Origin of the sequence: Streptomyces sp. NPDC005805 (assembly GCF_040630445.1) — a bacterium.
Classification (GTDB): Bacteria; Actinomycetota; Actinomycetes; order Streptomycetales; family Streptomycetaceae; genus Streptomyces.
The window spans coordinates 39,294-60,917 of sequence record NZ_JBEXXN010000017.1; the positions used below are offsets into that span (position 1 = coordinate 39,294).

Annotated in this window: 15 protein-coding genes; 13 read left to right on the top strand and 2 right to left on the bottom strand. The window is 75.6% G+C overall.

Features of this window, described 5'->3' with window-relative positions:
* The first annotated feature begins 857 nt into the window (after positions 1-857).
* The 11 genes from ABZ457_RS12365 (at position 858) to ABZ457_RS12415 (ending at position 18,374) form a co-directional block, all read left to right on the top strand.
* The gene (locus tag ABZ457_RS12365; RefSeq protein ID WP_359156823.1) at positions 858-1,172 is read left to right on the top strand and encodes a hypothetical protein; all 315 of its coding nucleotides are present in this window, start codon (positions 858-860) and stop codon (positions 1,170-1,172) included.
* A gap of 8 nt (positions 1,173-1,180) precedes the next feature.
* Positions 1,181-2,959: a BTAD domain-containing putative transcriptional regulator gene (locus ABZ457_RS12370; protein WP_359156825.1), complete on the top strand. Its 1,779-nt coding sequence runs from the start codon at positions 1,181-1,183 to the stop codon at positions 2,957-2,959.
* A gap of 4 nt (positions 2,960-2,963) precedes the next feature.
* Positions 2,964-5,396, top strand: a complete 2,433-nt coding sequence (locus ABZ457_RS12375; protein WP_359156827.1) for a TOMM precursor leader peptide-binding protein — start codon at positions 2,964-2,966, stop codon at positions 5,394-5,396.
* Entirely contained in the window at positions 5,383-7,728 is a 2,346-nt protein-coding gene (locus ABZ457_RS12380; protein WP_359156829.1) for a TOMM precursor leader peptide-binding protein, read from the top strand. Before ABZ457_RS12375 ends, ABZ457_RS12380 begins: the two co-directional genes overlap by 14 nt.
* Positions 7,729-7,799: 71 nt before the next feature.
* Positions 7,800-9,404: a SagB family peptide dehydrogenase gene (locus ABZ457_RS12385; RefSeq protein ID WP_359156831.1), complete on the top strand. Its 1,605-nt coding sequence runs from the start codon at positions 7,800-7,802 to the stop codon at positions 9,402-9,404.
* 33 nt (positions 9,405-9,437) lie between these two features.
* Entirely contained in the window at positions 9,438-12,245 is a 2,808-nt protein-coding gene (locus ABZ457_RS12390) for a lantibiotic dehydratase (protein WP_359156834.1), read from the top strand.
* Positions 12,242-13,294 carry a lantibiotic dehydratase C-terminal domain-containing protein gene (locus ABZ457_RS12395; protein WP_359156836.1) on the top strand — a complete coding sequence of 351 codons (1,053 nt, stop codon included), beginning with the start codon at positions 12,242-12,244 and terminating at the stop codon, positions 13,292-13,294. The genes ABZ457_RS12390 and ABZ457_RS12395 overlap by 4 nt, the downstream gene beginning before the upstream one ends.
* A gap of 89 nt (positions 13,295-13,383) precedes the next feature.
* The gene (locus ABZ457_RS12400; RefSeq protein WP_359156956.1) at positions 13,384-14,460 is read left to right on the top strand and encodes a site-2 protease family protein; all 1,077 of its coding nucleotides are present in this window, start codon (positions 13,384-13,386) and stop codon (positions 14,458-14,460) included.
* A gap of 21 nt (positions 14,461-14,481) precedes the next feature.
* Complete coding sequence (locus ABZ457_RS12405; RefSeq protein WP_359156838.1) at positions 14,482-15,456, top strand: ABC transporter ATP-binding protein; 975 nt, start codon at positions 14,482-14,484, stop codon at positions 15,454-15,456.
* Between the two features lie 93 nt (positions 15,457-15,549).
* Positions 15,550-16,305, top strand: a complete 756-nt coding sequence (locus ABZ457_RS12410; RefSeq protein WP_359156840.1) for an ABC transporter permease — start codon at positions 15,550-15,552, stop codon at positions 16,303-16,305.
* Positions 16,302-18,374 (top strand): TOMM precursor leader peptide-binding protein, encoded by a 2,073-nt coding sequence (locus ABZ457_RS12415; RefSeq protein WP_359156842.1) that lies wholly within the window; start codon positions 16,302-16,304, stop codon positions 18,372-18,374. Before ABZ457_RS12410 ends, ABZ457_RS12415 begins: the two co-directional genes overlap by 4 nt.
* Positions 18,375-18,490: 116 nt before the next feature.
* Here the strand turns inward: ABZ457_RS12415 and ABZ457_RS12420 are convergent, their stop codons facing one another.
* Complete coding sequence (locus tag ABZ457_RS12420) at positions 18,491-18,667, bottom strand: thiazolylpeptide-type bacteriocin (protein WP_018515646.1); 177 nt, start codon at positions 18,665-18,667, stop codon at positions 18,491-18,493.
* A gap of 334 nt (positions 18,668-19,001) precedes the next feature.
* On the opposite strand from ABZ457_RS12420, the gene ABZ457_RS12425 reads away from it, so the two are divergent.
* Positions 19,002-20,207, top strand: coding sequence for an amidohydrolase (locus tag ABZ457_RS12425; protein ID WP_359156957.1), 1,206 nt, complete (start codon positions 19,002-19,004; stop codon positions 20,205-20,207).
* Positions 20,204-20,443 carry a hypothetical protein gene (locus ABZ457_RS12430; protein WP_359156845.1) on the top strand — a complete coding sequence of 80 codons (240 nt, stop codon included), beginning with the start codon at positions 20,204-20,206 and terminating at the stop codon, positions 20,441-20,443. Before ABZ457_RS12425 ends, ABZ457_RS12430 begins: the two co-directional genes overlap by 4 nt.
* Positions 20,444-20,477: 34 nt before the next feature.
* Here ABZ457_RS12430 and ABZ457_RS12435 read toward each other — a convergent pair whose 3' ends face one another.
* Positions 20,478-21,476 carry a LuxR C-terminal-related transcriptional regulator gene (locus ABZ457_RS12435; RefSeq protein WP_359156847.1) on the bottom strand — a complete coding sequence of 333 codons (999 nt, stop codon included), beginning with the start codon at positions 21,474-21,476 and terminating at the stop codon, positions 20,478-20,480.
* Between the last annotated feature and the right edge of the window lie 148 nt (positions 21,477-21,624).

Consider the following 21,624-nt stretch of genomic DNA (forward strand, 5'->3'; position numbering starts at 1 on the left):
TCCGGAGTTCCGGGCCCGGCTTCCGTGCGTGCGGGGCGGTGCGCGGTCGACCGGGTCGGGGGCGGGCGGGAAATCGCGGGACACCCGGGCCTGTTCGGCTACCTCTTCGGCTGAGGCCGCGCGGTACGAGGCCGCGCGGCACCGGCGTCCCTCCGGGGACGCCCCACGAATGCCCCCGCGTGCGAGCGCGGGGGTGCGCAACAGGCGCGGGCCGGAATTGAGGACCGGCCCGTGCGATGGGCGCAAGCTGAAACTGAGATTCAGCCTGACCACCACGGTGACAGTGAAGGTTCGAGTCCTTCCCCCGGCACATGGGCCGGGGTGGCCCAACCGGCAGAGGCAGCCGTGATCACGTTCAGACTCTCGCTCAAGCTTCAGCATCGCCACCGATCGCCGGATCGACCGGGGACGGACGAACGCCGTCGGATGCGAGTTCGATTCTCGCCTGCACCTCTGCGCGGTGCGGTAGTTCAAAGGCAGAACACGACGGCCTGACGCCTGATCCGTTCTCTTCAACGCCGCCGGCGTGCGCAATGGGGTGGCATCCCCAGGGGCCCGGGCGCTGGATACGACTCCCGGGTCCCGCCACGTCCGGGCCCGGAACGGCCCCGGCGCCGCAGGTCCGGACCTGCGGCGTGACCCGCCGTTCCCCAGGTCCGGACCAGAGGCGCGTTGTCACCAAGCTGACACGGCGGTTCAGGATGCTGACACCGCCGGGCGGCCCTTCCCCCGCCGTCCCCTGGCATCGTCGAAGCGGCCGGTTCGATCCGGCCAGTCGGCCGGTCCGCCCGGCCGGAACCACGTCGAACCACGTCGAGCCACGTGGAGCAAGTCCACCCAGACGACCAGGGGGAACGATGAACGGCCCTTCCTGTTCCAAGCAGTCCGCCCGCTGGGTCCGCGCCACCGCCGCGCTGACGCTGTCGCTCGCCGCCCTCTCCCTGTCGGCCGGCACCGCCTCGGCCGACCCCGCCGCCGCCCCGCGCACCGCCACCGCCACCACCGCCTTCTCCCACCTGCCGCAACTGCCCCAGCTGCCCCACGTCCCGCCGCACGGTGTCCCGCAGCAGATCACCGACGAGCTCTGCGCCCGCTGGGAGGCCGTCGCCGCCCATCTGCCCGCCCCCGCCGGCGATCTGCCGGTGTGCAAGCTGGTCAACGGCTGGGACTAGGCCGCGTCGTGCGGTTTCAGCTTCTCGGGCCGCTGAGCATCGCGGACGGTCCCGACACCGTCGTCCTCCAGCCGTCCAAGCCCACCAATCTGCTGGCCGCGCTGCTCCTCCACGCCAACGGGGTGGTGTCCGCCGACTACCTCCAGCAGGCCATCTGGGGCGAGGAGCAACCCGCCACCGCCAAGGCCGCGTTGCAGACCTGCGTCCTGCGCCTGCGCCGGCTCTTCGCCAAGCACGCCGTCACCGAGGTCCCCATCGAGGCGGTGCCCGGCGGCTACCGGATCACCGCCGGGCCGCGCACCCTCGACCTGATCGGCTTCAGGGAACAGGTCCGGCAGGCGGCCGGAGCCACCCGTGAACCGGAGGCGGAGCTGCGGCTCCTCAAGGACGCCCTCTCCCTGTGGCAGGGCCCGCCCCTCGCCAACGTCCGCTCCGACGTCCTCCACCGCGACGCCGTCCCCCGCCTCGCCGAGGAGCGGCTGCGCACGGTGGAGCGCGTCTGCGACCTCGAACTCTCCCTGGGGCGCTGCGGGGAGGCGCTCGTCGAACTGTGGAGCGTCACCCGGGCGCACCCCGGCTACGAGCGGTTCCACGAGCAGCTGATCGAGGCCCTGTACCGGACCGGCCGGCAGGCGGAGGCGCTCGCCGAGTACCGGCGGGTCAAGGCGTACCTGCTCGACGAGCTGGGCGTGGACCCCTCCCCGGCGCTGCGCCGCCTGGAACTGGCCATCCTGCGGGGCGACGACCTCGGACCGGCCGCCGGCGACCGCACCCCGCCGGTCCGGGCCGACGCCCGCCTCCCCGCTCCCGCCGCGCCCCGGACGCCGTCCCCGGTGACCGCCGTGCCGGTGGTGCCCTCCTTCACCGGCCGGGCGGCCGAGCTGTCCGCGATGACGGCCCGGCTCACCGAGGTGCGCGACGAGACGGTGACCGTCCTGGTGTCCGGCGCGCCCGGCATCGGCAAGTCCGCCCTCGCCCACCAGGCGGCCCATCTGGTCCGGGACAGCTTCCCGGCCGGCCGTTTCCTGGTGCGCGCGACCGGCGCGGACGGTGTGCCGCTGGCCGGGGAGGACCTTGCCGCCGAGGTGGCGGCGGCCCTGCGGGACCGGGCGCCGGGTGAGCGGTCGCTGCTGGTCCTCGACGACGTGGTGGACGCGGACCAGGTGCGCCCGCTGCTGCCCGTCGGGCCGGGCGGGGCCGTGATCGTCACCAGCCGGATGGGCCTCGCCGGGCTGATCGCCACGCACGGCGGCTGGGTGCACCGGCTGTCGGTCCTCGGCCCGGAGGAGTCCCACCGGCTGCTGCTCTCCTCGCTCGGCACCGAACGCGTCGAGCGCGAACCGGAGGCGGCGGAGCGGCTCGCGGAGCTGTGCGGCCACTTCCCGCTGGCGCTGCGGATCGCCGCCGCGCGGCTGCTGACCCGGCCCGAGCTGCGGCTCGCCGACTGCGCCGACTGGCTCGCGGAGGACCCGCTGGGCCGGCTCTCGCTCATGGACTCCCCGGGGCTGTCCGTGGACGGGGCCTTCGGCAGCGCCCTGGACCGGCTCGACCCCCGGCTCGCCGACGCCTTCGTCCGGGCGGGTGCGCTCCCCGAGGCCGGGTTCCGCGCCGAGGACGGCGCCCCGGTGCTGGGCACGGACCGCGCGGAGGCCGAGGAGGTCCTCGAACGGCTGGCGGACTCCGGCTTCCTGGAGGAGGGCCCGCCCGGCCCGTACCGGATGCACGACCTGCTGCGCAGATACGCGCGACGCATCGCCGCACGTACCCGACCGACAGAGAAGGTGTGACGACATGGCCGACACGGCTGCAACGGCCCACGACGCCCCCACCGCGGCGGGCGACGGCACCGGCACGGGCGGGGTTCCGGATACGGGCGCGGGCGCCGGATCGGACGCGGGCGGGGTTTCCGACGCGGGCGCGGGCGCTGCGGGTGCGGGCGCGGTTCCGGACGCCCGGGCGGCCGACGGGTCGTTCGAGGCGCTCGCCGGGACCCGGCCCCGGATCCGGCGGGACGTGCTGTTCACCGAGACCCCCGGCGGGGTCCTCTTCCACAACGCCGACGGCGGCTTCCACCTCACCGGCCGCACCGCCTACCGCTTCGCCGCCCTCCTCGTCCCGCACCTGACGGGGCGGCACACCCTCGCCGAGCTGTGCGCGGGCCTCGGCCCCGCCCAGCGGGCCATGGCCGCCGAACTCGTGCGCACCCTCTACGCCCGCTCCTTCGCCCGGGACGTGCCCGAGGCCGACGCCACCGCCGCGCCGGCCACCGGCGAGGAGGCGGCCGTCCACCGCAGACACGCCGCCCAGCTCGCCTATGTCGACCACTACGCCGAGGGCGCGCCCGAGCGGTTCGCCCGCTTCCGCGCCACCGCGGTCGCGGTCCTCGGCGACGACGAGACCGCCCGCTGGTGCGCGCTCGCCCTGGTGCGCAACGGCTGCGCCCGGGTCGCCGTCGCCGCCGACTTCGACGAGGTGCGCGCGGAGGCCGCCGAGGCGACCGGGGACGGCTGCCCGGTGCGCGTCGACCGCGTCACCGCCGACGCCGGCTGGGACGCGCTCGCCGCGTACGACGTGGTGGTCCTCACCGGGGACGGCGCCGCCGCGCACACGCACCGGCTGCTGACCGAGGGCGTCCCGGAGGGGCGGACCCTGATCCCCGCGTGGACCTTCGGCGAACGGTCCGTCATCGGCCCGCTGGCCACCGCCGGTTCCACCGGCTGCTGGTCCTGCGCCCTGCTGCGGCTCGGCGGGAACACGGACGCGGCGGCCGCCGCCGGGCTGTGGAGCGAGGTCGCGGCGGGGGCCGTACCCGGCGGGACCGGAGCCGGCCCGCTGACCGGTCCGGTCGCCGCGATGTCCGGGAACCTGCTCGGCTACGAGGTCTTCCGCCTGGCGACGGGCGCGCTGCCCGCCGAGACCGACGGGCAGGTCCTCCTCCAGGACCTCGCCTCGCTGGACGTCGTCGCCGAACCCGTCCGGCCGCACCCGCGCTGCCGCCGCTGCGCCGCGCACACCGCCGCCGACGACTCCCGGCAGGCGCCGCCCGCCGCGCTCACACTGCCCGCGACGCCGACCGTGGAGAGTGCCCGGGAGGCGGAGGCCCTGGTCGACGACCTCAACCGGGTCAGCTCGGCCCTCGTCCGCCCGTACACCGGCGTCTTCACCCGGTACCGGGACGAGGAGCTGACCCAGACGCCGCTGAAGGTCAGCCGGGTGGAGGTGGCCCTCGGCCACGGCCCGCGCCGGACGATCGCCGCCTTCGACGTGCACCATCTCGCGGGCGCGCGGACGCGGGCGCTGTACGCGGCGGCGGAGGCGTACGTCGAGCACGTCGTCCCCCTCGTCCCCGCCGGTGTCCGGGGCGGGGCAGGGGCGATGCCGGGCGTCCGCCTGGCGCCCGACGCGCTGACCACGGGCGGGGGGACGGGTACGGCGGCGGACGCCGTCACCGCCTGGGCGAGCGCGACCTCCCTGCTCACCAAGGAGCAGGTGGCCGTGCCGGCGGCCGCCGTCCGCACCCTCGGCGCGGTCAACCGGGACCGGCTGCACCTGGCGACCGGGGCGGGCAGCGGCGTGGGCGCCGATCCGCAGGAGGCGGCGGGTCGGGGGCTGCTCTCCGCCCTGGCGCACGACGCCCTGCTGCGCGCGGTGCGGGGCGCGACCCGGGTCCGGCCGGTGGGCGGCCCGGACGGCGATCCGGAGCTGGTGTTCCTGACCAAGTCGGCCGCCAATCTGGAGACTTCGGCCGAGCTGCTGGACCTGGGCGAGGACGAGCGGTCCGGCGTGTACGCGGTGCTGGCCCGGGAGTCGGGTGGCGCGGGCCGCTGGGCCCTCGGCGCGGGCCTGACCCGCCGGGACGCGGCCTGCGACGCGCTGCGGGACCTGCTCGGGCAGGCGCAACTCGCGGCGGAGGAACCGTCGTACGCGATGGACCCGGGCCTGCCCGTGGTCCCGGACCTGGCCGCGGGGACCGTCGCCGTCACGGAGGAGACGGCGTGCCCGGTGCGCACGGAGGCGACCACCTTCGACGCGGTGCTGGACCGGCTGCGGGCGGCGGGCCGGGACGTGCTCCACGTCCCGACGACCCCGGCGGACCTGGCGGCCTGCGGGGTCAGCACGGCGCGGATCCTGGTCACCAGGGGCGTGGCCGGGACCGGCGGAGCGGCCGGTCCCGGCGCGGGCGCCGGGGGCGATGCGGAGGGCGGCGCCGATGTCCGTCGCTGACACCGCCCCCGCCGCGGGCGCGTGGGCGCGCTCGGCCGGCGACCTGGCCGCCCGCCTCGGGTCCGCCCTCGCCGCGCACGACGTCCCCGCGGCCCTGGACGTGGCCCCGCTGGGGGTACGCGACGCCTTCGCCATGGGCGGGGCGGTGCCCTCCGCTCCGGGCGACCCCGCCGGGCACGGCCCCGGACGGGGCCCGGCTGCCGCGCCGGGCGCAGCCGGCCCCGCCGGGCACGCGCCTGTTCCGTCCGTTGTTCCGTCCGTCTCCGACGACGAGCACGGCTCCACCGGGCCTGCCCCGGCCGCCGCCGGACCCGGGCCCGGCACGGCTGCCGCCGGGAACGAGCGCGGTCCCGTCGCCTTCGGCGCGGCGGTCGCGCCTGCCCCGGGCGTGACCGCACAGGCCGGGCCGGCCGGGCTCGGCCCCGCCCCGGGCGTGACCGCACCGGCCCGCCCCGCCGGGCCCGGCCCCGGCGCGGTCGCCCCCGCCGGGGACAACCGGCCCGCCCCGGGTGAGCCCGGGCCCGCCCGGCCCCGGCCCGGCACACCCCCCGTCCCCGTCCGCTTCTACGGCCGGCAAGCCGTCGTCGGCCCCTTCCCCGGGGCCGGGGGCGGCGGCGAACAGCCGTGCCCCGCCTGCCTGGAGCGGCGCTGGCAGGCCGTGCGGTCCGTCCCGTTGCGGGAGGCGCTGGAGCTCGGTTCGGGCACCCGGGCCGCCGGGGAGTCCCCGTATGTCACCCCGTTCGCCGCGGACGCCCTCGCCGGGCTGATCGCCGCGCGGCTCGGTGGCCGGGGGCCCGCCGAGGGGGGCTTCCCCGTGGTGCACCTGGTGGACCTCGCCACCCTCCAGGTGCGCCACTACCCCCTCGTCCCCGACCCCGAGTGCCCCCGCTGCGGCGAGACCGCCGAGGACACCGCCGCGTCCGCCGTCCTCGATCTGCGGCCCGCGCCCAAGCACCGGCCCGGCAGCTTCCGGGTGCGGGACCTGGCCGACTACGAGCTGCCCGTGGAGCCCTACGCCAACCCCGTCTGCGGCTCCCTGGGCCCCTCCGTCGTCCAGGACGTCACCTCCCTCTCCACCTCCGCCACCATCGGCTGCTTCTCCCTGCGCTCCGGCGCGTACCTGCGCGAGACCTTCTGGGGCGGCCATGCCGACACCTTCGCGCAGAGTGTGCGGATCGGTGTGCTGGAGGGACTGGAGCGGTACGCGGGGATGCGCGCCCGCGCCAAGCGGGCCGGGGTGGTCGGCAGTCTGGACGGGCTGACCGCCCGCGGCGAACGCGCCCTCGACCCCCGCGTGTGCGGGCTGTACTCACCCGAGTTCCACCGGGCCAACCCCCGGGTCACCCCGTTCACCCCGGACCGGGAGATCCCCTGGGTGTGGGGCTGGTCCCTGCGCGACCGCGCGCCCGTCCTCGTCCCCGAGGTGCTGACGTACTACCACGCGCCCGGCCTGGAGAACCGCTTCGTCCAGGAGTCCTCCAACGGCTGCGCCTCCGGCGGCAGTCTCGCCGAGGCCGCGTACTTCGGCCTGATGGAGGTCGTCGAGCGGGACGCCTTCCTGCTCGCCTGGTACGGGCGGCAGCCCCTGCCCGAGATCGACCCGCGCACCAGCACCCGCCGCGCGACCCGCCAGATGGTGGACCGGCTGGAGATGTACGGCTACGAGGCCCGGTTCTTCGACACCCGGATCACCTTCCCCGTGCCCGTGGTCACCGGCGTCGCCGTCCGGCCCGACGGCGGCCTCGGCCGGATGTGCTTCGGCGCCGGCGCCGGCCTCGACCCGGAGGCGGCCCTCGCGGGCGCCCTCTGCGAGATCGCCACCGACGCCGTCAACCTCCAGGGCCGCACCGAGCGCGACGAGGAACGGCTGCGGGCCATGGCGTACGACTTCGGCAAGGTGGCCGCGCTGCACGACCACCCGCTGGCGTACGGCATCCCGGAGATGGGCGACCACGCCCACTTCCTGATCGGCGAACCGGGCGCGCCCCGCCCCCCGAAGCACTCCCTCGCCGACCGCTACGCCCCCCGCCCGGGCCATCCCGTCCTGCCCGTCTCCGACGACCTCCGGGACGACCTGGGCGCCTGCGTCGGGGCCGTGGCGGACGCCGGGTTCGACGTGGTCGTGGTCGACCAGACCATGCCGGAGCAGCGGCGGCTGGGGCTGCACACGGTGAGCGTCCTGGTACCCGGACTGCTGCCCATCGACTTCGGCTGGACGCGGCAGCGCGCGCTCGGTATGCCCCGGCTGCGGACCGCGCTGCGCGAGGCGGGCCTGCGCGAACGGGACCTGGAGCCCGCCGACTTCAACCCCGCGCCCCACCCCTTCCCCTGACCCGGCACCCTTCCCCTGTTCCCGACGCCCGCCCCCGACGCCCCGCCCGAGACCGCCACCGAGGAGTTCCCATGGGGTACGCCCATGACTACGCCGCCGCCATCATGCGGCGCGGCCGGGTCCCGATGCCCCCGGCCGACTTCGTCCCGAACTGGTCCGACAGCCCCCGCAAGACCAAGTTCTACCCGGGCACGGACGCCCTCCCGCTGCCCCCGGCCGGCTACCCGGCCGACGCCACCCTGGACCGCGGCCTCGCAGCCGACGGCCCGGACCCCGACGCGTCGGGCGGCGGCGAACCCTTCGACCTCGCCGCGCTCTCCGGGATGCTGCGCGACTCCTACGGGCTGACCGGCCGCCGGCTCGGCGTCCAGGCCAACACCGACCTCAGCGCCCTGCCCTTCTACCCGCTCGCCAACTGGTCCCGGGGCACCGCCTCCGGCGGCGGCCTCTACCCCGTGAGCGTCTACTGGGTCTCCGGGCCGAGCGGTCCCGTCCCGCCCGGGGTGCACTACTACGCGACCCGCCACCACGCGATGCAGCGCCTGCTGACGGGGGACGTGACCGGCGAGGTCCGCGAGGCGCTGGGGGCGGGGGCGCCGGGCGCGGACACCGACCAGTATCTGGTCCTCGGCATCAAGTACTGGCAGAACGCGTTCAAGTACAACAGCTTCTCCTTCCACGCCGTGAGCATGGACATCGGCACCGTCGTCGGGACCTGGCGGATGTGGGCGCGCGCCCGGGGCTTGGCCGTCGAGCCCGTCATGTGGTTCGACGAGGAGCGCCTCGCCCGGCTGCTCGGTGTGCGGACCGAGGAGGAGGGGATCTTCGCGGTGGTCCCGCTGCGCTGGGCGGGCCCGCCCGCCCGCTCCCGGCCCGCCCCGGCCGCCGTGCGGCACCGGGACGTCGAACGGTCCCGTACGGTCCTCGCCTTCGACGCCGTGCGCGCGATGCAGACCGCCACCGCCGAGGACGCCGCCGCCCGGCCCGCGCCCGGAGCGCTCGTCCCCGCCGCCGCGCCGCCCGCCCGCGCGGACCGGCCCGTCGTCCCGCTGCCCCCGGCCCGCCCCCTGGACACCGATGTGCGCACCGCGCTGCGCCACCGGCGCAGCAGCTTCGGCCGCTTCGACGCCCAACGACCCGTCACAGCAGACCAGTTGGCCGCCTGCCTGGCCGCCGCGACGGCCGGCGCCCGGCTCGGCGGGGACACCGGCACCACCGGGGAGGACGGCGTTCCGCTCGCCAAGCTGTACGCCTTCGTCAACCACGTCGAGGGCCTGGCCCCCGGCTCCTACGAGTACGACCCCGACGCGCGCGGGCTGGTGCTGCTCAAGGAGGAACGCCCCGGCGCCTTCCTCCAGAAGAACTACTTCCTCTCCAACTACAACCTGGAGCAGGCCGGGGCCGTCCTGGTGCCCACCGTCCGCACCCGCGCCGTCCTGGACGCGGTCGGCGACCGGGGCTACCGCCTGGTCAACGCCACCGTCGGCGCCGTGTCCCAGGCCGTCTACACCGCATCCGCCGCTCTGGAGCTGGGCTGCGGGGTGGCGCTGGGCTTCGACAACGTCTCGTACATCGAGGAACTCGGCCTGGACGCGACGGGGGAGGCCCCGCTGCTGATCATGCTGATCGGCCATGAACGGCCCGGCCCCGCCGACTTCCGCTACGAGATCGCCTGACCGATGGGACCCGGGAGGAGGGGGAGAGCCACGATGACACCGACACCGACAACGACACCGACAGAGGCAGCGGCAGGGGCAGGGGCAGGGACACCGTTTGTGCTCCGGGTGGCCGGACTGCCCGTGGAGAGCGTCCGGGAGCTGCGCTGCCCCGCGAGCCGCCGCTGGGCCGACGAGGTGGCCACGGCGGCCGGGCGGCTGCGCGCGGCGGGCGAGGCCGTGGGCGACCTGCTGCACCCGCTGATCGGCCGGACCGAGGACGACCGCGCCCGCCGCCGGCTCCTCGCGCTGCGCCGGGAGGTGTTCAACGGGCGGCTGCCCGGGGACGCGGACGGCGCACTCGCCCTGGTCACGGACCTGGACGCGGCGGCCGGCCGGGCCCTCGCCGGCTGGCTGGAGGACCGCCGGGTGCTGGAGCGGCGGCGTGAGGAGGGGGTCGCCCTGCTCGCGGAGGAGACCGGCCGCAGCCGGGCCGCGCTCTGCCGGCTGGCCGGGGAGGAGCGGCTGCGCAAGGGGCTGCTGCTCGCCTCGCCCGCGCTGGACGCCCAGCTCGGCGCCCATGTGCGCGCGACGGCGGCCGCGCCCGGGGCCGTCCCGGACAAGAAGCGGCGCAAGATCGAGCGTTCGCTGCTGTCGTATCTGTACCGGACGGTGTGCAAGACCAGCCCGTTCTCCACGTTCACGGGCGTGGCCCTGGGCACGATCGGCGACGGGGCCCTTGACGAGCCCGACCGCGCGACCACCCCCGACCGCGCGACCACCGACGGCCTGGCGCTGCGCGTCGACGAGGAGTGGACCGGCCACGCCCGGCTCAACGTCGCCGCCCTCGGCCGCCTCGCCGACGCCGTCCTCGCCGACCCCGTCCGCCGCGCCGACCTGCCCGTCTCCCTCGCCTCCGGCTGGGGCCGCGACGACGACCGGGTCCGCTACGTCCGGCGCTGGGTCACCGCGGGGGACGAGGACACCGCCGTCACCTTCGACGCCGTCAAGGACCGGCTGTTCTTCCTGCGGCGCAGCGGCGCCCTGGAGCGGCTGCTCGGCCTGTTCGAGGAGCGGGGCACCCTGCGCCACGGCGAGCTGGCCGCCTGGCTGGCGGCCGAGCACGGCGCGGACGCCGAGGAGGTGGACCGCTATCTGGAGGCCCTGCTGGACGTCGGCATGATCCAGGTGCCCTGTCTGCGCACCGAGGTCCACGACACGGACCCGCTGCGCGCCTTCCGGGCGTCCCTGCGCTCCGTCGCTCGGCCCTGGGCCGACGCGCTCGCCGCCCGGCTGGACGGCCCGGTCGCCCATGTCGACCGCTTCGCCCGCGCCGCCCCTGCGGACCGGCCCGCGATCCTCGGCGCGCTCCGTGATGAACTAGGGGACATCCAGCGGGAGTTGGGCGTCCCGCAGGCCCGAGTCCCGCAGACCGTGCTCTACGAGGACGCGGCGGCCGGCCGCACCGGGCCCCTGGACGCCGGCACCTGGGCCCGGCTCGCCGCCGGGCCGCTGGCCGCCGTGGAGCGCGTCCTGCCCGCCTTCGACCTCACCCTGCCCCAGCGGCTGATCCTCAAGGGCTTCTTCCTCGCCCGGTACGGGCGCGGCGGCCGCTGCGAGGACCTGCTCAAGCTGGTGCACGACTTCCACGAGGACTTCTTCGAGCAGTACATGTCGTTCACGGCCCGGCGCACCTCCTTCGACCAGGGCGGGCGCTACGTCCCCGAGGAGAACTGGCTCGGACAGCCCGAACTCAAGGCCCTGGACACCGCCCGTCTCGCCTTCGTGGACCGGATGCGGGCCCTGTGGGACGCGGCCCCGCCCGGCACCGCCGAAGTCCCCCTGGACACCGCCGCCCTGGACGCTGTCGCGGCCGAACTGGACGGCATCGCACCGCACTTCGCGCCGATGAGCCACCACCTCCAGCTCGCCGACCGCCCCGGGGACCCGCTCCTCGTCCTCAACCGGTCCTACGGCGGGCTGTCCTTCCCGTTCAGCCGGTTCACCCACTGCTTCGACGGCCTCGCCGAGGACCTGCTCGCCGCCTCGGGGGCTGTGTGCCCGCCGGGCGCGGTCCTCGCGGAGGTCACCGGCGGGCCGGTGACCAGCAACCTCAACCTGCACGGCCGGCTCACCCCGTACGAGATCGTCTGCCCCGGTGAACAGGGCACCCTGGAGCCGGAGTTCCGCATCGGCCTGGACGATCTGTTCATCGAGCACGACGAGGAGGCCGACCGGCTGGTGCTGCGCTCGGCCCGGCTCGGCCGCGAGGTCGTGCCCGTCTACCTCGGCTACCTCGTCCCCCTGGCCCTGCCCGAACTGCCCCGCACCCTGCTGCTCCTCTCGCCCACCTCGATGGCCCCGCTGAACGTGTGGGGCGGTGTCCCGGAGGGCGAACCGGTGGACGGGGTGACCTCCCGCCCCCGGGTGCGTCACGGGAGCCTGGTGCTGAGCCGCCGCAGCTGGAGCGCGCCCGCGAGCGCGCTGCCGCTCCGGACACCGGGCGGGTCGGGCGGGCCCGGTGGGTCCGACGCGGACTGGTTCCTCGGCTGGCACCGCTTCCGCCGCGCCCACGGCCTGCCCGACCGGGTGTTCGCCACCGTCTCGGACAGCGGCGCGCGGGGCGCGACCGGGGCCAAGCCGCAGTACCTGGACTTCGACAGCCCGCTGTCGCTGGCCGCGTTCGAAGCCCTGGTCAGAAGCCCGGCGGCCCGGGTGGTGCTGCGGGAGGCACTGCCCGACGAGGACGAGCTGCATGTCACTTCCGGCCGCGGCCGGCATGTCGCCGAGATCGCCGTCGAGACCCGAGCCGAGACCCGAGCCGAGATCCGAGCCGAGACCCGAGAGGAGGGCGTCCGATGACCGCCCCCACCACCGCGCCCGGCCCGGCCCCCGCCCGTACCGGCGCCTGGCAGGCCACCCATGTCTTCTACGCCGCCAACCCCCGCCCCCTGCTCCTCCAGTGCGTCCGCCCCCTGGTGGACGAACTGACGGCGGAGGGCCTGCTCGCCAACTGGTTCTTCATCAACTACTGGCTGGAGGGCCCGCACGTCCGGCTGCGCGTCCGCCCCTCCTCACCCGCCGCCGAACCCGAGGTGCGCCGCCGCACCGAGGCCGCGATCGACCGCTTCCTCACCGAGCGGCCCGCCCTCTACGAGGTGGACGCCGGGTTCCTCAACGACTTCTACAACACCCTCTTCGAGATCGAGTTCCCCGGCGCCGAACGCGCCCCCTACCTCGACGACCGGGGCCGGATGAACCTGCGCCCCAACAACTCGCGCAGCGCCGAACCGTACGAACCGGAGTACGGCAAGTACGGCGGCCCGGCCGGGATCGAGCTGGCCGAGTGGCACTTCCGCCACTCCAGCGAGCTGGTCGTGGACGCCTTCCGCACCAAGAACCTGCATCTGCGCACCGTCCTGCTGGGCACCTCCGCCCAGCTGATGATGGTGATGTCCGGGGCCTTCCTGCCCGGGGACACCGAACTTGCCGACTACCTGGACAGCTACTACGAGTTCTGGCACCGCGCCTTCCCCGGCACCGGTTTCATCGGCACCGACGAGTACGACCGCAACTACGCCGCCATGGCCCCCGGCCTGGCCGCCCGCTTCGCCGCCGTCCGGGCCGCCGTCGCCCAGGGGGAGCCGGGCCGGCTGCCCGCCTTCCTGGCCGGCTGGGCCGAGCACTGCGCCGAACTGCGGGACCGGGCGCGGAAGCTGGCCCTCGACGGGGACCTGGTCTTCCGCTCCTGGGACGGCGAACGGGACGAACGCGTCACCGACCCGGCCGCCGCCCTCCCGCTGCTCCTCTCCCCGTACATGCATATGACCAACAACCGGCTCCATGTGACCATCCGCGACGAGGCGTACCTCTCCCATGTCCTCGGCCGCTGTCTGCGGGAGTCCCCGTGACGGCGGGACCGGGCGCCGACGCGTCTCGCGCGGAGGCGGCCCGCGCACAGGACCCCCGCGCGGAGGCGTTCGCCGCGCACCGGCCCGCCCTGCGGGACGGCGTCCTGGTCAGCGACGCCCTGCTGCACGGCCCCGGGACCGTCCGGCTGATCAAGGACACGGCCGGCGGGCACTCCTTCAAGGTGGGCGAGAAGGAGTCCTTCCTGATCTCCCGGATGGACGGCAGCCGCACCCTGGCCGGGATCGGCGAGGAGTACGCGAGCCGCTACGGCCGCCGGCTGGCCGAGGAGAACTGGCGGCAGCTCCTCGGGATGCTCGGCACCCGGGGCCTGCTCGCCGGGTCGCCCGCGCCCGCCCCGGCCCCCGCTCCCGAGCCCGAACCCGCCCCGCCGCGCACCCTGCTGCGCGGCACCCTCCGCCTCGTCGCGGACGCCGACGCCACCGCGGCCCGGCTGCACCGCGCCACCGGCTTCCTGCTGCGCCCGCTGTGGACGGTCCCCCTGCTGGCGGCCGTCCTCGCCATGGAGGCCGTACTCGCGCTGAACGCAGGGGAGTTGATCCTCGGCGCGGGGGAGCTGTTCCACAACCCCGTGCTGCTGACGGCCGCCGCCACCCTGCTCTGGCTGAGCACCGCCCTGCACGAACTCGCGCACGGCGTGGTCGCCCGGCACTTCGGCGGCCGGGTCGCCGAAATCGGCCTGCGCTGGCGGCTCCCCGTGGTGATCATGTACTGCACCGTGGACAACTACCTCTATCTGCGCACCCGTTGGCACCGGATCGCCACCGCCCTCGCCGGTGCGGTGATGAACCTGCTGTTCCTGCTGCCGTTCTTCGCGCTGTGGCGGTGGGCACCGCTGGACACCGCCACCCGCGAGGCCCTCGCCGGACTCCTCCTCCTCGGCAGCGTCCAGGCCCTCGCCATGCTGGTACCCCTCCCGCCGCTCGACGGCTACAAGATCGCCGCCCAGCTCGCGGGCGCCACCGAACTCGCCGCCTCCAGCCGCGACTACCTCCGCCTCGCCCTGCGGCGCGATCCGGCCACCGCCCGCTACCCCCGCCGCGCCCGCACCGTCTACACCGCCTACGGACTGGGCACGCTGCTCGTCCTGGGCGTCCTCGCCGCCGCCGTCGCGGCCCTCGTCCACCATCTGCTGACGGCCGTCTAGCCCATGAACAAGGAGAGCACCATGCCCCCCACCGCCCCGGACCCCACGGCCCCGGCCGCCGCCCCCACCGCGGCCGCCGCGGACGCGCCGACGAGCGCCGCCATCGCCCTGGACTCCGTGCACAAGCGGTACGGGTCCGTCCAGGCCGTGGACGGCATCTCGCTGACCGTGCCCCGCGGCGAGTTCTTCGGCCTGCTCGGGCCCAACGGCGCGGGCAAGACCACCCTCATCGAGATCATGGAGGGGCAGCGGCAGGCCGACTCAGGGAGCGTCGCCGTCCTCGGGCAGAGCCCCTGGCCGCGCAACGTACGGCTGCTGCCGCGGATCGGCGTCCAGACCCAGACCTCCGCCTTCTTCGTCCGGCTCACCGCCCGCGAGCACCTGGAGACCGTCGCCGCGCTGTACCGGGCCGGGCGGGAGGCCGTCGACCGCGCCCTCGCCTCGGTCGGCCTGACCGAGCAGGGCGCGACCCGCGTGGAGGACCTCTCCGGCGGTCAGCGCCAGCGGCTCGCCATCGCCTCCGCCCTGGTCCACGAGCCCGAACTGATCTTCCTGGACGAGCCGACCGCCGCCCTCGATCCGCAGGCCCGCCGCGCGCTGTGGCAGGTCCTGCGCGAACTCAAGGGCGCGGGCCGCACCATCGTCTACACCACCCACCACCTCGACGAGGCCGAAGCCCTCTGCGACCGGGTCGCCATCGTGGTCGACGGCCGCATCCGGGCCCTGGACACCCCCGCCCGCCTGGTCGCGTCCGGCAGCACCACCACCCGGCTGGTCGTGCCCGCCGGACGCATCGGCGTCGAGGCCGCCCGGGCGATCGCCGGGGTGCTGGCCGTGACCGAGGAGGCGGGCACGGTCGTCCTGGAGACCCTGGACGCGGGCCCGGTCCTCGCGGCCCTCGGCGAGATCACCGGCCTCCAGGGCGTGCAGACCCGCACCGCGAGCCTGGAGGACGTCTACCTCCAGCTCACCGGCAGCGGCACCCAGCCCTCGTAACCCCCGCCCGGGCCCTTTTCGGGCCCTCACCCCGGACCGCGACCGGGGACATCGCACCGGACCGGACCGGAACGGACAACGGAGAACCACCCCATGAGCGCATACGCCGCGTTGACCCGGGCGGGCCGCAGGGCCTACACCCGCGACAAGACCACCCTCTTCTTCACCTTCGCCTTCCCCCTCCTCTTCCTCGTCGTCTTCGGGCTGATCTTCTCCGGCAAGGACGTGGAGCAGAGCGGGCAGCCGTACATCGACTACATCGCCCCGGGCGTCCTGTCCTGGGGCGTGGCCAACGCGGCCGTCTTCGGCGTCGGCTTCGTGCTGATGCAGTGGCGCCGGGACGACATCCTGCGGCTCATCCGGATGACCCCCGTCCGCCTGCCGGCCGTCCTCGGCTCCCGTTACGTCCTCGCCGTCGCCATCGGCCTGGTCCAGACGGCCCTCTTCGTCGGCGTCGCCCTGCTGCCGCCCTTCGGCCTCACCCTCTCCGGGAGCTGGCCGCTCGCCGTGCCCGTGCTGGTCCTCGGCATCACCGCCTTCCTCGCCCTCGGCGTCATCGTCGGCTCGTACGCGAAGACCCCCGAGGCCGTCGCCGCCGTCGCCAACTGCCTGATGATCCCGATGGCGTTCCTCTCCGGGTCCTTCTTCCCGCTGGACGCGATGCCCGGCTGGATGCAGAACCTGGCGCAGGCGCTGCCGCTCCACTACCTCAACAACGGGGTCTCCGCCGCCCTCACCGGCAACGGTTCCGGCTCCGACATCGCCGTGGCGTGCGGGGTCCTCGCCGCCGTCGCCGCCGTCCTCGGCGCGGTCGCGCTGAAGACCTTCCGCTGGAGCGACAAGTCATGACGCCCACGCCGACCGCGTCCGAGGCGCCCGCCGCCCGTGCGCCCGAGGGCGCCCCGCTGGAGGCCGCACGGGCGCTCCTCCAGCGCGCGCTGACGGCCCGCCACGAGGCGTACCTCGCGGCCCGCGCCGGGGACGGCGGCGTGCTGCCCCGGCCCCTGGTGGTGCCCCTGGGCGCGGCCGACACCCTCGGCTTCGGCCACCCCGACCCGCACGCGGCCGTCCGCCCCGCCGCCACCGTCCACCTCACCTCCCGGGCCGTCCTCCTCGGCCCCTGGGGCGGCGACGCGGTCGACCCCGGCGGTTCCGGCGACCCCGGCGGTTCCCGCGACCCCGGTGGCGACGCGGGCCCGGCGCCCCGCGCCTGCGGCCAGTGCCTCGCCATGCGCTGGCAGCGCCTGCGCAGCCGCTCCGAGCGCGAGGCCCTGGAACTCGGCGGCGAACCCCACGGCGCCGCCGCCTGGCCCGTGTTCACCGAGTACGCGCTCGACGCCGTGTGGGCCGCGTACCGGGCGATGCTCGCCGGCGCCCGGCCCGCCCCGTCCACCGCCTCCCCGGCCGACCGGGAACTGCCCCAGGTCACCCGCGTCGACCTCGGCACCCTGGCCACCGCCACCTTCCCGCTGCTCCCCGAACCCCTCTGCCCGTCCTGCGTCACCGAACGCCCGGACACCGCCGAGTCGGCCCGGATGCGCCTCGGCCCGGCCCCGAAGCCCGACCCGGACGGCTACCGGCTGCGCGCCCTCGGCTCGTACCGGCTGCCGACCACCGCCCTCGCCAACCCGGTCTGCGGCGCCCTCGGCTCCGACACCTGGATCAACCCCGCGTCCACCACCACCGCCCCCGTCGCGGGCACCCACTTCGTCCGGGGCTACGCGGGCCTCAACGACGTCACCTGGAGCGGCCAGGCCAACGCCTACGCCACCAGCCGCACCCTCGCCCAGCTGGAGGGCCTGGAGCGGTACGCGGGCACCCACCGCCGGCGCGGCACCTCGCCCGTCACCGCCTCCCTGAGCGCCCTGCGCGCCGACGGCGTCCCCGCCCTGGACCCCGCCGACTGCGGCTTCTACGCCCCCGAGACCTACGCCCGCGACCACCTGGTCAGCCCCTTCGACCCGGACCGGCCCATCCCCTGGGTGTGGGGCCACTCGCTGCGCGAGGACCGGCCGATCCTCGTCCCGGCCCGCCTCGCCCACTACAGCGCGGGCGTCGACGCCGACAACTTCGTCTTCGAGTGCTCCAACGGCTGCGCCACCGGGGGCAGTCTGGCGGAGGCGATCCTCTTCGGGCTGCTGGAGCTGATCGAACGGGACGCCTTCCTGCTCGCCTGGTACGGCCGCGCCCGGCTCACCGCGATCGACCTCACCGGCTGCCGTGCCCCCGCCGTCCGCTCGATGATCGACCGGGCCGCGCTGCACGGCTACGACGTGCACGCCTTCGACACCCGGATGGACCTCGCCGTCCCCGTCGTCACCGCCCTCGCCGTGCGGCGCGACGGCGGCCTCGGCACCCTCTCGTTCAGCGCGGCGGCCGGGTTCGACCCGGAGGACACGGTCGAGGCCGCCCTCTCCGAGGTCCTCACCTACATCCCCCACCTGCCGTACCAGGTCGCGGACCGGCGGGCCGAACTGGAGGCGATGGCGGGGGACTTCACCAAGGTCCTGCACCTCAAGGACCACGCCCAGCTCTACGGGCTCCCCGCCATGGCCGAGCACGCCCGCGAGTACCTGGAGCCGGCCGCCGTCCGCCCGCTCGCCGACGCCTTCGCCGACTGGGCGCCGCGCCGCCCGCGCACCGGCGACCTGATGGACGACCTGCGGCTGCTCCGGGACGAGCTGGTGGGCGCCGGCTTCGACGTGATCGCCGTCGACCAGACCACGCCCGAGCAGCGCCGGATGGGGCTCCACACCGTCAGCACCACCGTCCCCGGCCTGCTGCCCCTGGACTTCGGCTGGACGCGCCAGCGCGCCCTGCTGATGCCCCGGCTGCGCACGGCCCTGCGGGTGGCGGGGCGGCGCACGGACGACCTGCGCGAGGACGAGATCAAGGCCGTCCCGCATCCCTTCCCGTGAGCGGACGCGCGACAGCCCCTCTCCCGGCGCAATCCCGCCCGGGAAAGGGGCTGCCGAACCGATCCGCTGCCGGGTCCGGACCTGAATCCGGAACCGGCACCGGACTTGGCGCCGGATCAGGCGCTGCAGGAAGTGGTGCTGGTCGTGCTGGAGCAGGTGGAGGTCGAGGAGGAGGACGTCGAGCCCGCGAGGACGACCTCGACCGCGTCCGAGTAGTCCGAGATCTCGAAGGTCTCCGACTCCAGCTCCAGGATCTCGTCGGCGAGGGTGGCGAGCTCGGTCTTCGGGGCCATGGTGTTCTCCTTCGGTCACCGGGGCCCGCCGGCTCCTCCGGCGGTGCTCCCTTGCGCCGCCCCATTCCAGCCGCGCCCGCTGTCAGATCGGCCCGCCGGTCGCTGTCATCCCGCTGTCACCCGGTGACAGCGGGCAGACGCACCCCTGGGGACCGCGTAGCGCACCCTCGCGAAGAGGCTCCCCGCAGGCCCCGTCACCGCCGTCCGCCCGCCCGAAACGGAGGACCCCGTGCCGCACACCCCCGCCCCCGCCCCTGCTTCCGTCCCGACCCCGGACCCCCCTGACCCCGCCGCGCCCCCCTCCCTCCCGGCCTCCCTCTCCCTCCCCGCCGAGGTGCTGCGCCCCGCCCTGGAGTTCTACCTCGACCTGCACCTTCACCCCGAACTCTCCGGCGACGAGCACCGCACCGCGGGCCTCCTCGCCACCTGGCTGGAGCACCACGGCTGTGAGGTGGCCCGCGGGGTGGGCGGCGGCCACGGCGTCGTAGGCGTCCTGCGCAACGGCCCCGGCCCCACCGTCGCCCTGCGCACCGAACTCGACGCCCTCCCCGTCACGGAACGCACCGGCCTCCCGTACGCCAGCACCGTCCCCGGCGTGATGCACGCCTGCGGCCACGATCTGCACCTCGCCGCCGCGGCCGGAGCCCTCGCCCGCCTCGCCGCCGCGCGGGACGCCTGGCGGGGGACCGTCCTCGTGATCGGCCAGCCCGCCGAGGAGACCCTGGACGGCGCCCGGACGATGCTCGCCGACGGCCTGTACGAACGGTTCGGCACCCCCGCCGCCGTCCTCGCCCAGCACACCGCCCCGCTGCCCGCCGGGACCGTCGCCCACCCCGGCCCCGGACCCCTGATGCCCGCCGGCGCGACCCTCGATGTCGTCATCCACGGGCGCGGCGGCCACGGCGGCACCCCGCACCTCACCGTCGACCCGGTGCTGACCGCCGCGTCCGCCGTCGTGCGGCTCCAGTCCGTGGTGGCCCGCGAGACCGCCCCGGCCGAGCAGGTCGTCCTCACGGTCGGCGCCCTGCACGCCGGCGAACGGGCCAACGTCATCCCCGACCGCGCCGAACTCGCCGTTTCCGTACGGGCCTTCGACGACGCGGCCCTCGACCGGGTGCGGGCCGCCGTGGAACGGATCGTGCGCGCGGAGTGCGCGGCCTCCGGCTGCCCGGCCGGGCCCGAGTTCACCGTGACCTCCCGCTCGCCCGCCCTGACCCCCGACCCGGCCCTCACGGCCGCCGTGCGCGGCGCCCATGAAGCCGTCCTCGGGCCCGGCCGGGTGGCGACCGCCCCGCCCCTGACCGCCGTCGAGGACATCGCCCACTTCCGCCGGGACGGCGTCCCCCTGGCGTACTGGCTCCTCGGCGTCACCGGCGCGCGCCGGCTGCGGGAGGCCGCGGCCACCGGGGAGCCCGTCCCGTCCAACCACTCCCCGGAGTTCGCCCCCGAGGTGCGCACCGCCCTGCCGACGGGCATCACGGCCCTGACCACCGCCGCGCTCCATGTCCTGGACCCGGCCCGGTCGGAGGGCCCGGTATGACCTACGTCGACGTGGTCGCCGTCCGCCACGACGGGAGCGCCCCGGCCGGCCAGACGACGGTGATCCGGCTGCTGGGCCTCCTCCCGGCGCACTGGTCCTGCACCCCGGAGGTCAGCACCGACCGGGTCTGCCTGCGGATCGTTCCCGACGGCCGCACCGACCGCGCGGCGGTCCGCCGGGCGGTCGCCCGGGTGCTGGCCGACACCGCCCTCTGCGGCTGGTCCGAAGAACCCTGACCGCCCCTCCCCCTCCCTGTCTCCCTCCCCCTCCCTAGATCCAGCCGCGCTCACGGGCCAGCAGAGCCGCCTGCGCCCGGCTGTTGGCCCCCAGCGTCTGGAGCAGCTCGGCCACATAGCGCCGGTACGTGCGCACCGAGACCTCCAACTCCCGTGCCCCGGCCTCGTCCTTCCCGCCCGTACACATGAACACCAGGACCCGGCGCTCGCGTTCGGTCAGCTCCGACTCCGCCGCGCACCCGTCCCGCCGGTCGATCTCGGCGAGGTCCTCGGCCGCGTCCCAGATCTTCTCGAAGAGCGCGATGATGTTGGTGACCAGCCCGCTCCGGTGCGCGAGCAGCGCGCCGCGCGCGGTGTTCCGCGGGTCGAGGGGCACCAGCGCGGTGCTGCGGTCGTACACGATCATCCGCTCCGCCGCCTCACTCGTCACCCGGATCTCGGCCCCGTGCGCGGTGAGTTCCCTGAGATAGTCCGCGGTCGGCCCGTCCTCCAGCGCGCTGCGCACCACGACGTTCCGGATCCGCAGCCCCCGCCCCAGACAGCGCAGATCCAGCGGCCGGGACCGGGCGATGTTCTCGGGGGAGAGGCGGGGGTACGTCTCGACGGCCAGGATCTCGTCCCGCGCGAAGAAGGCGAGATCGTCGATCCGGTTGCGGATGTCGGCCAGCCCCTCCAGCTGCTCGATCCCGGCCGCGGTCTCCGCCCGGGCGGCGAACTCCGCGCGTAGACCGTCAACGACGTGCCGCGATCGGGTGACGCGGCGCAGCTCCTCGTGCAGCTCGTTGAGCCGCCGGTCCACCAGCCGGGCGAGCGCGCTGTCGGGGTCCGCCGGCGTCACCAGACCCTCGGGCCCCGGGGGATGGAGCAGCCCGAGCTCGGTGAGCCGGTCGAGGCATTCGCGGGTGTCGGCGGGGTCGGTGCCCAGCAGCAGATGCACGTCGTCGGCCGGGGTGGCGGGGTTCCGCAGGAAGTGCCGGTAGAACTCCTCCTCCAGCGCCGAGACCCCGAACACGCCCATCTCGTTCCCGGCCACGTCGGCACCGCCCCCTGAGAGTCGTCCCCCGGTGGCGTCGCGGGTCTCGCGGTGGGCCACCGATGTGGTCGTCCGAACACTAGAGGATCACCTGACAGTTGGGGACCCGCTGTGCGCAGGGCATGCGGAAGCGTGGATGAACTGTCGG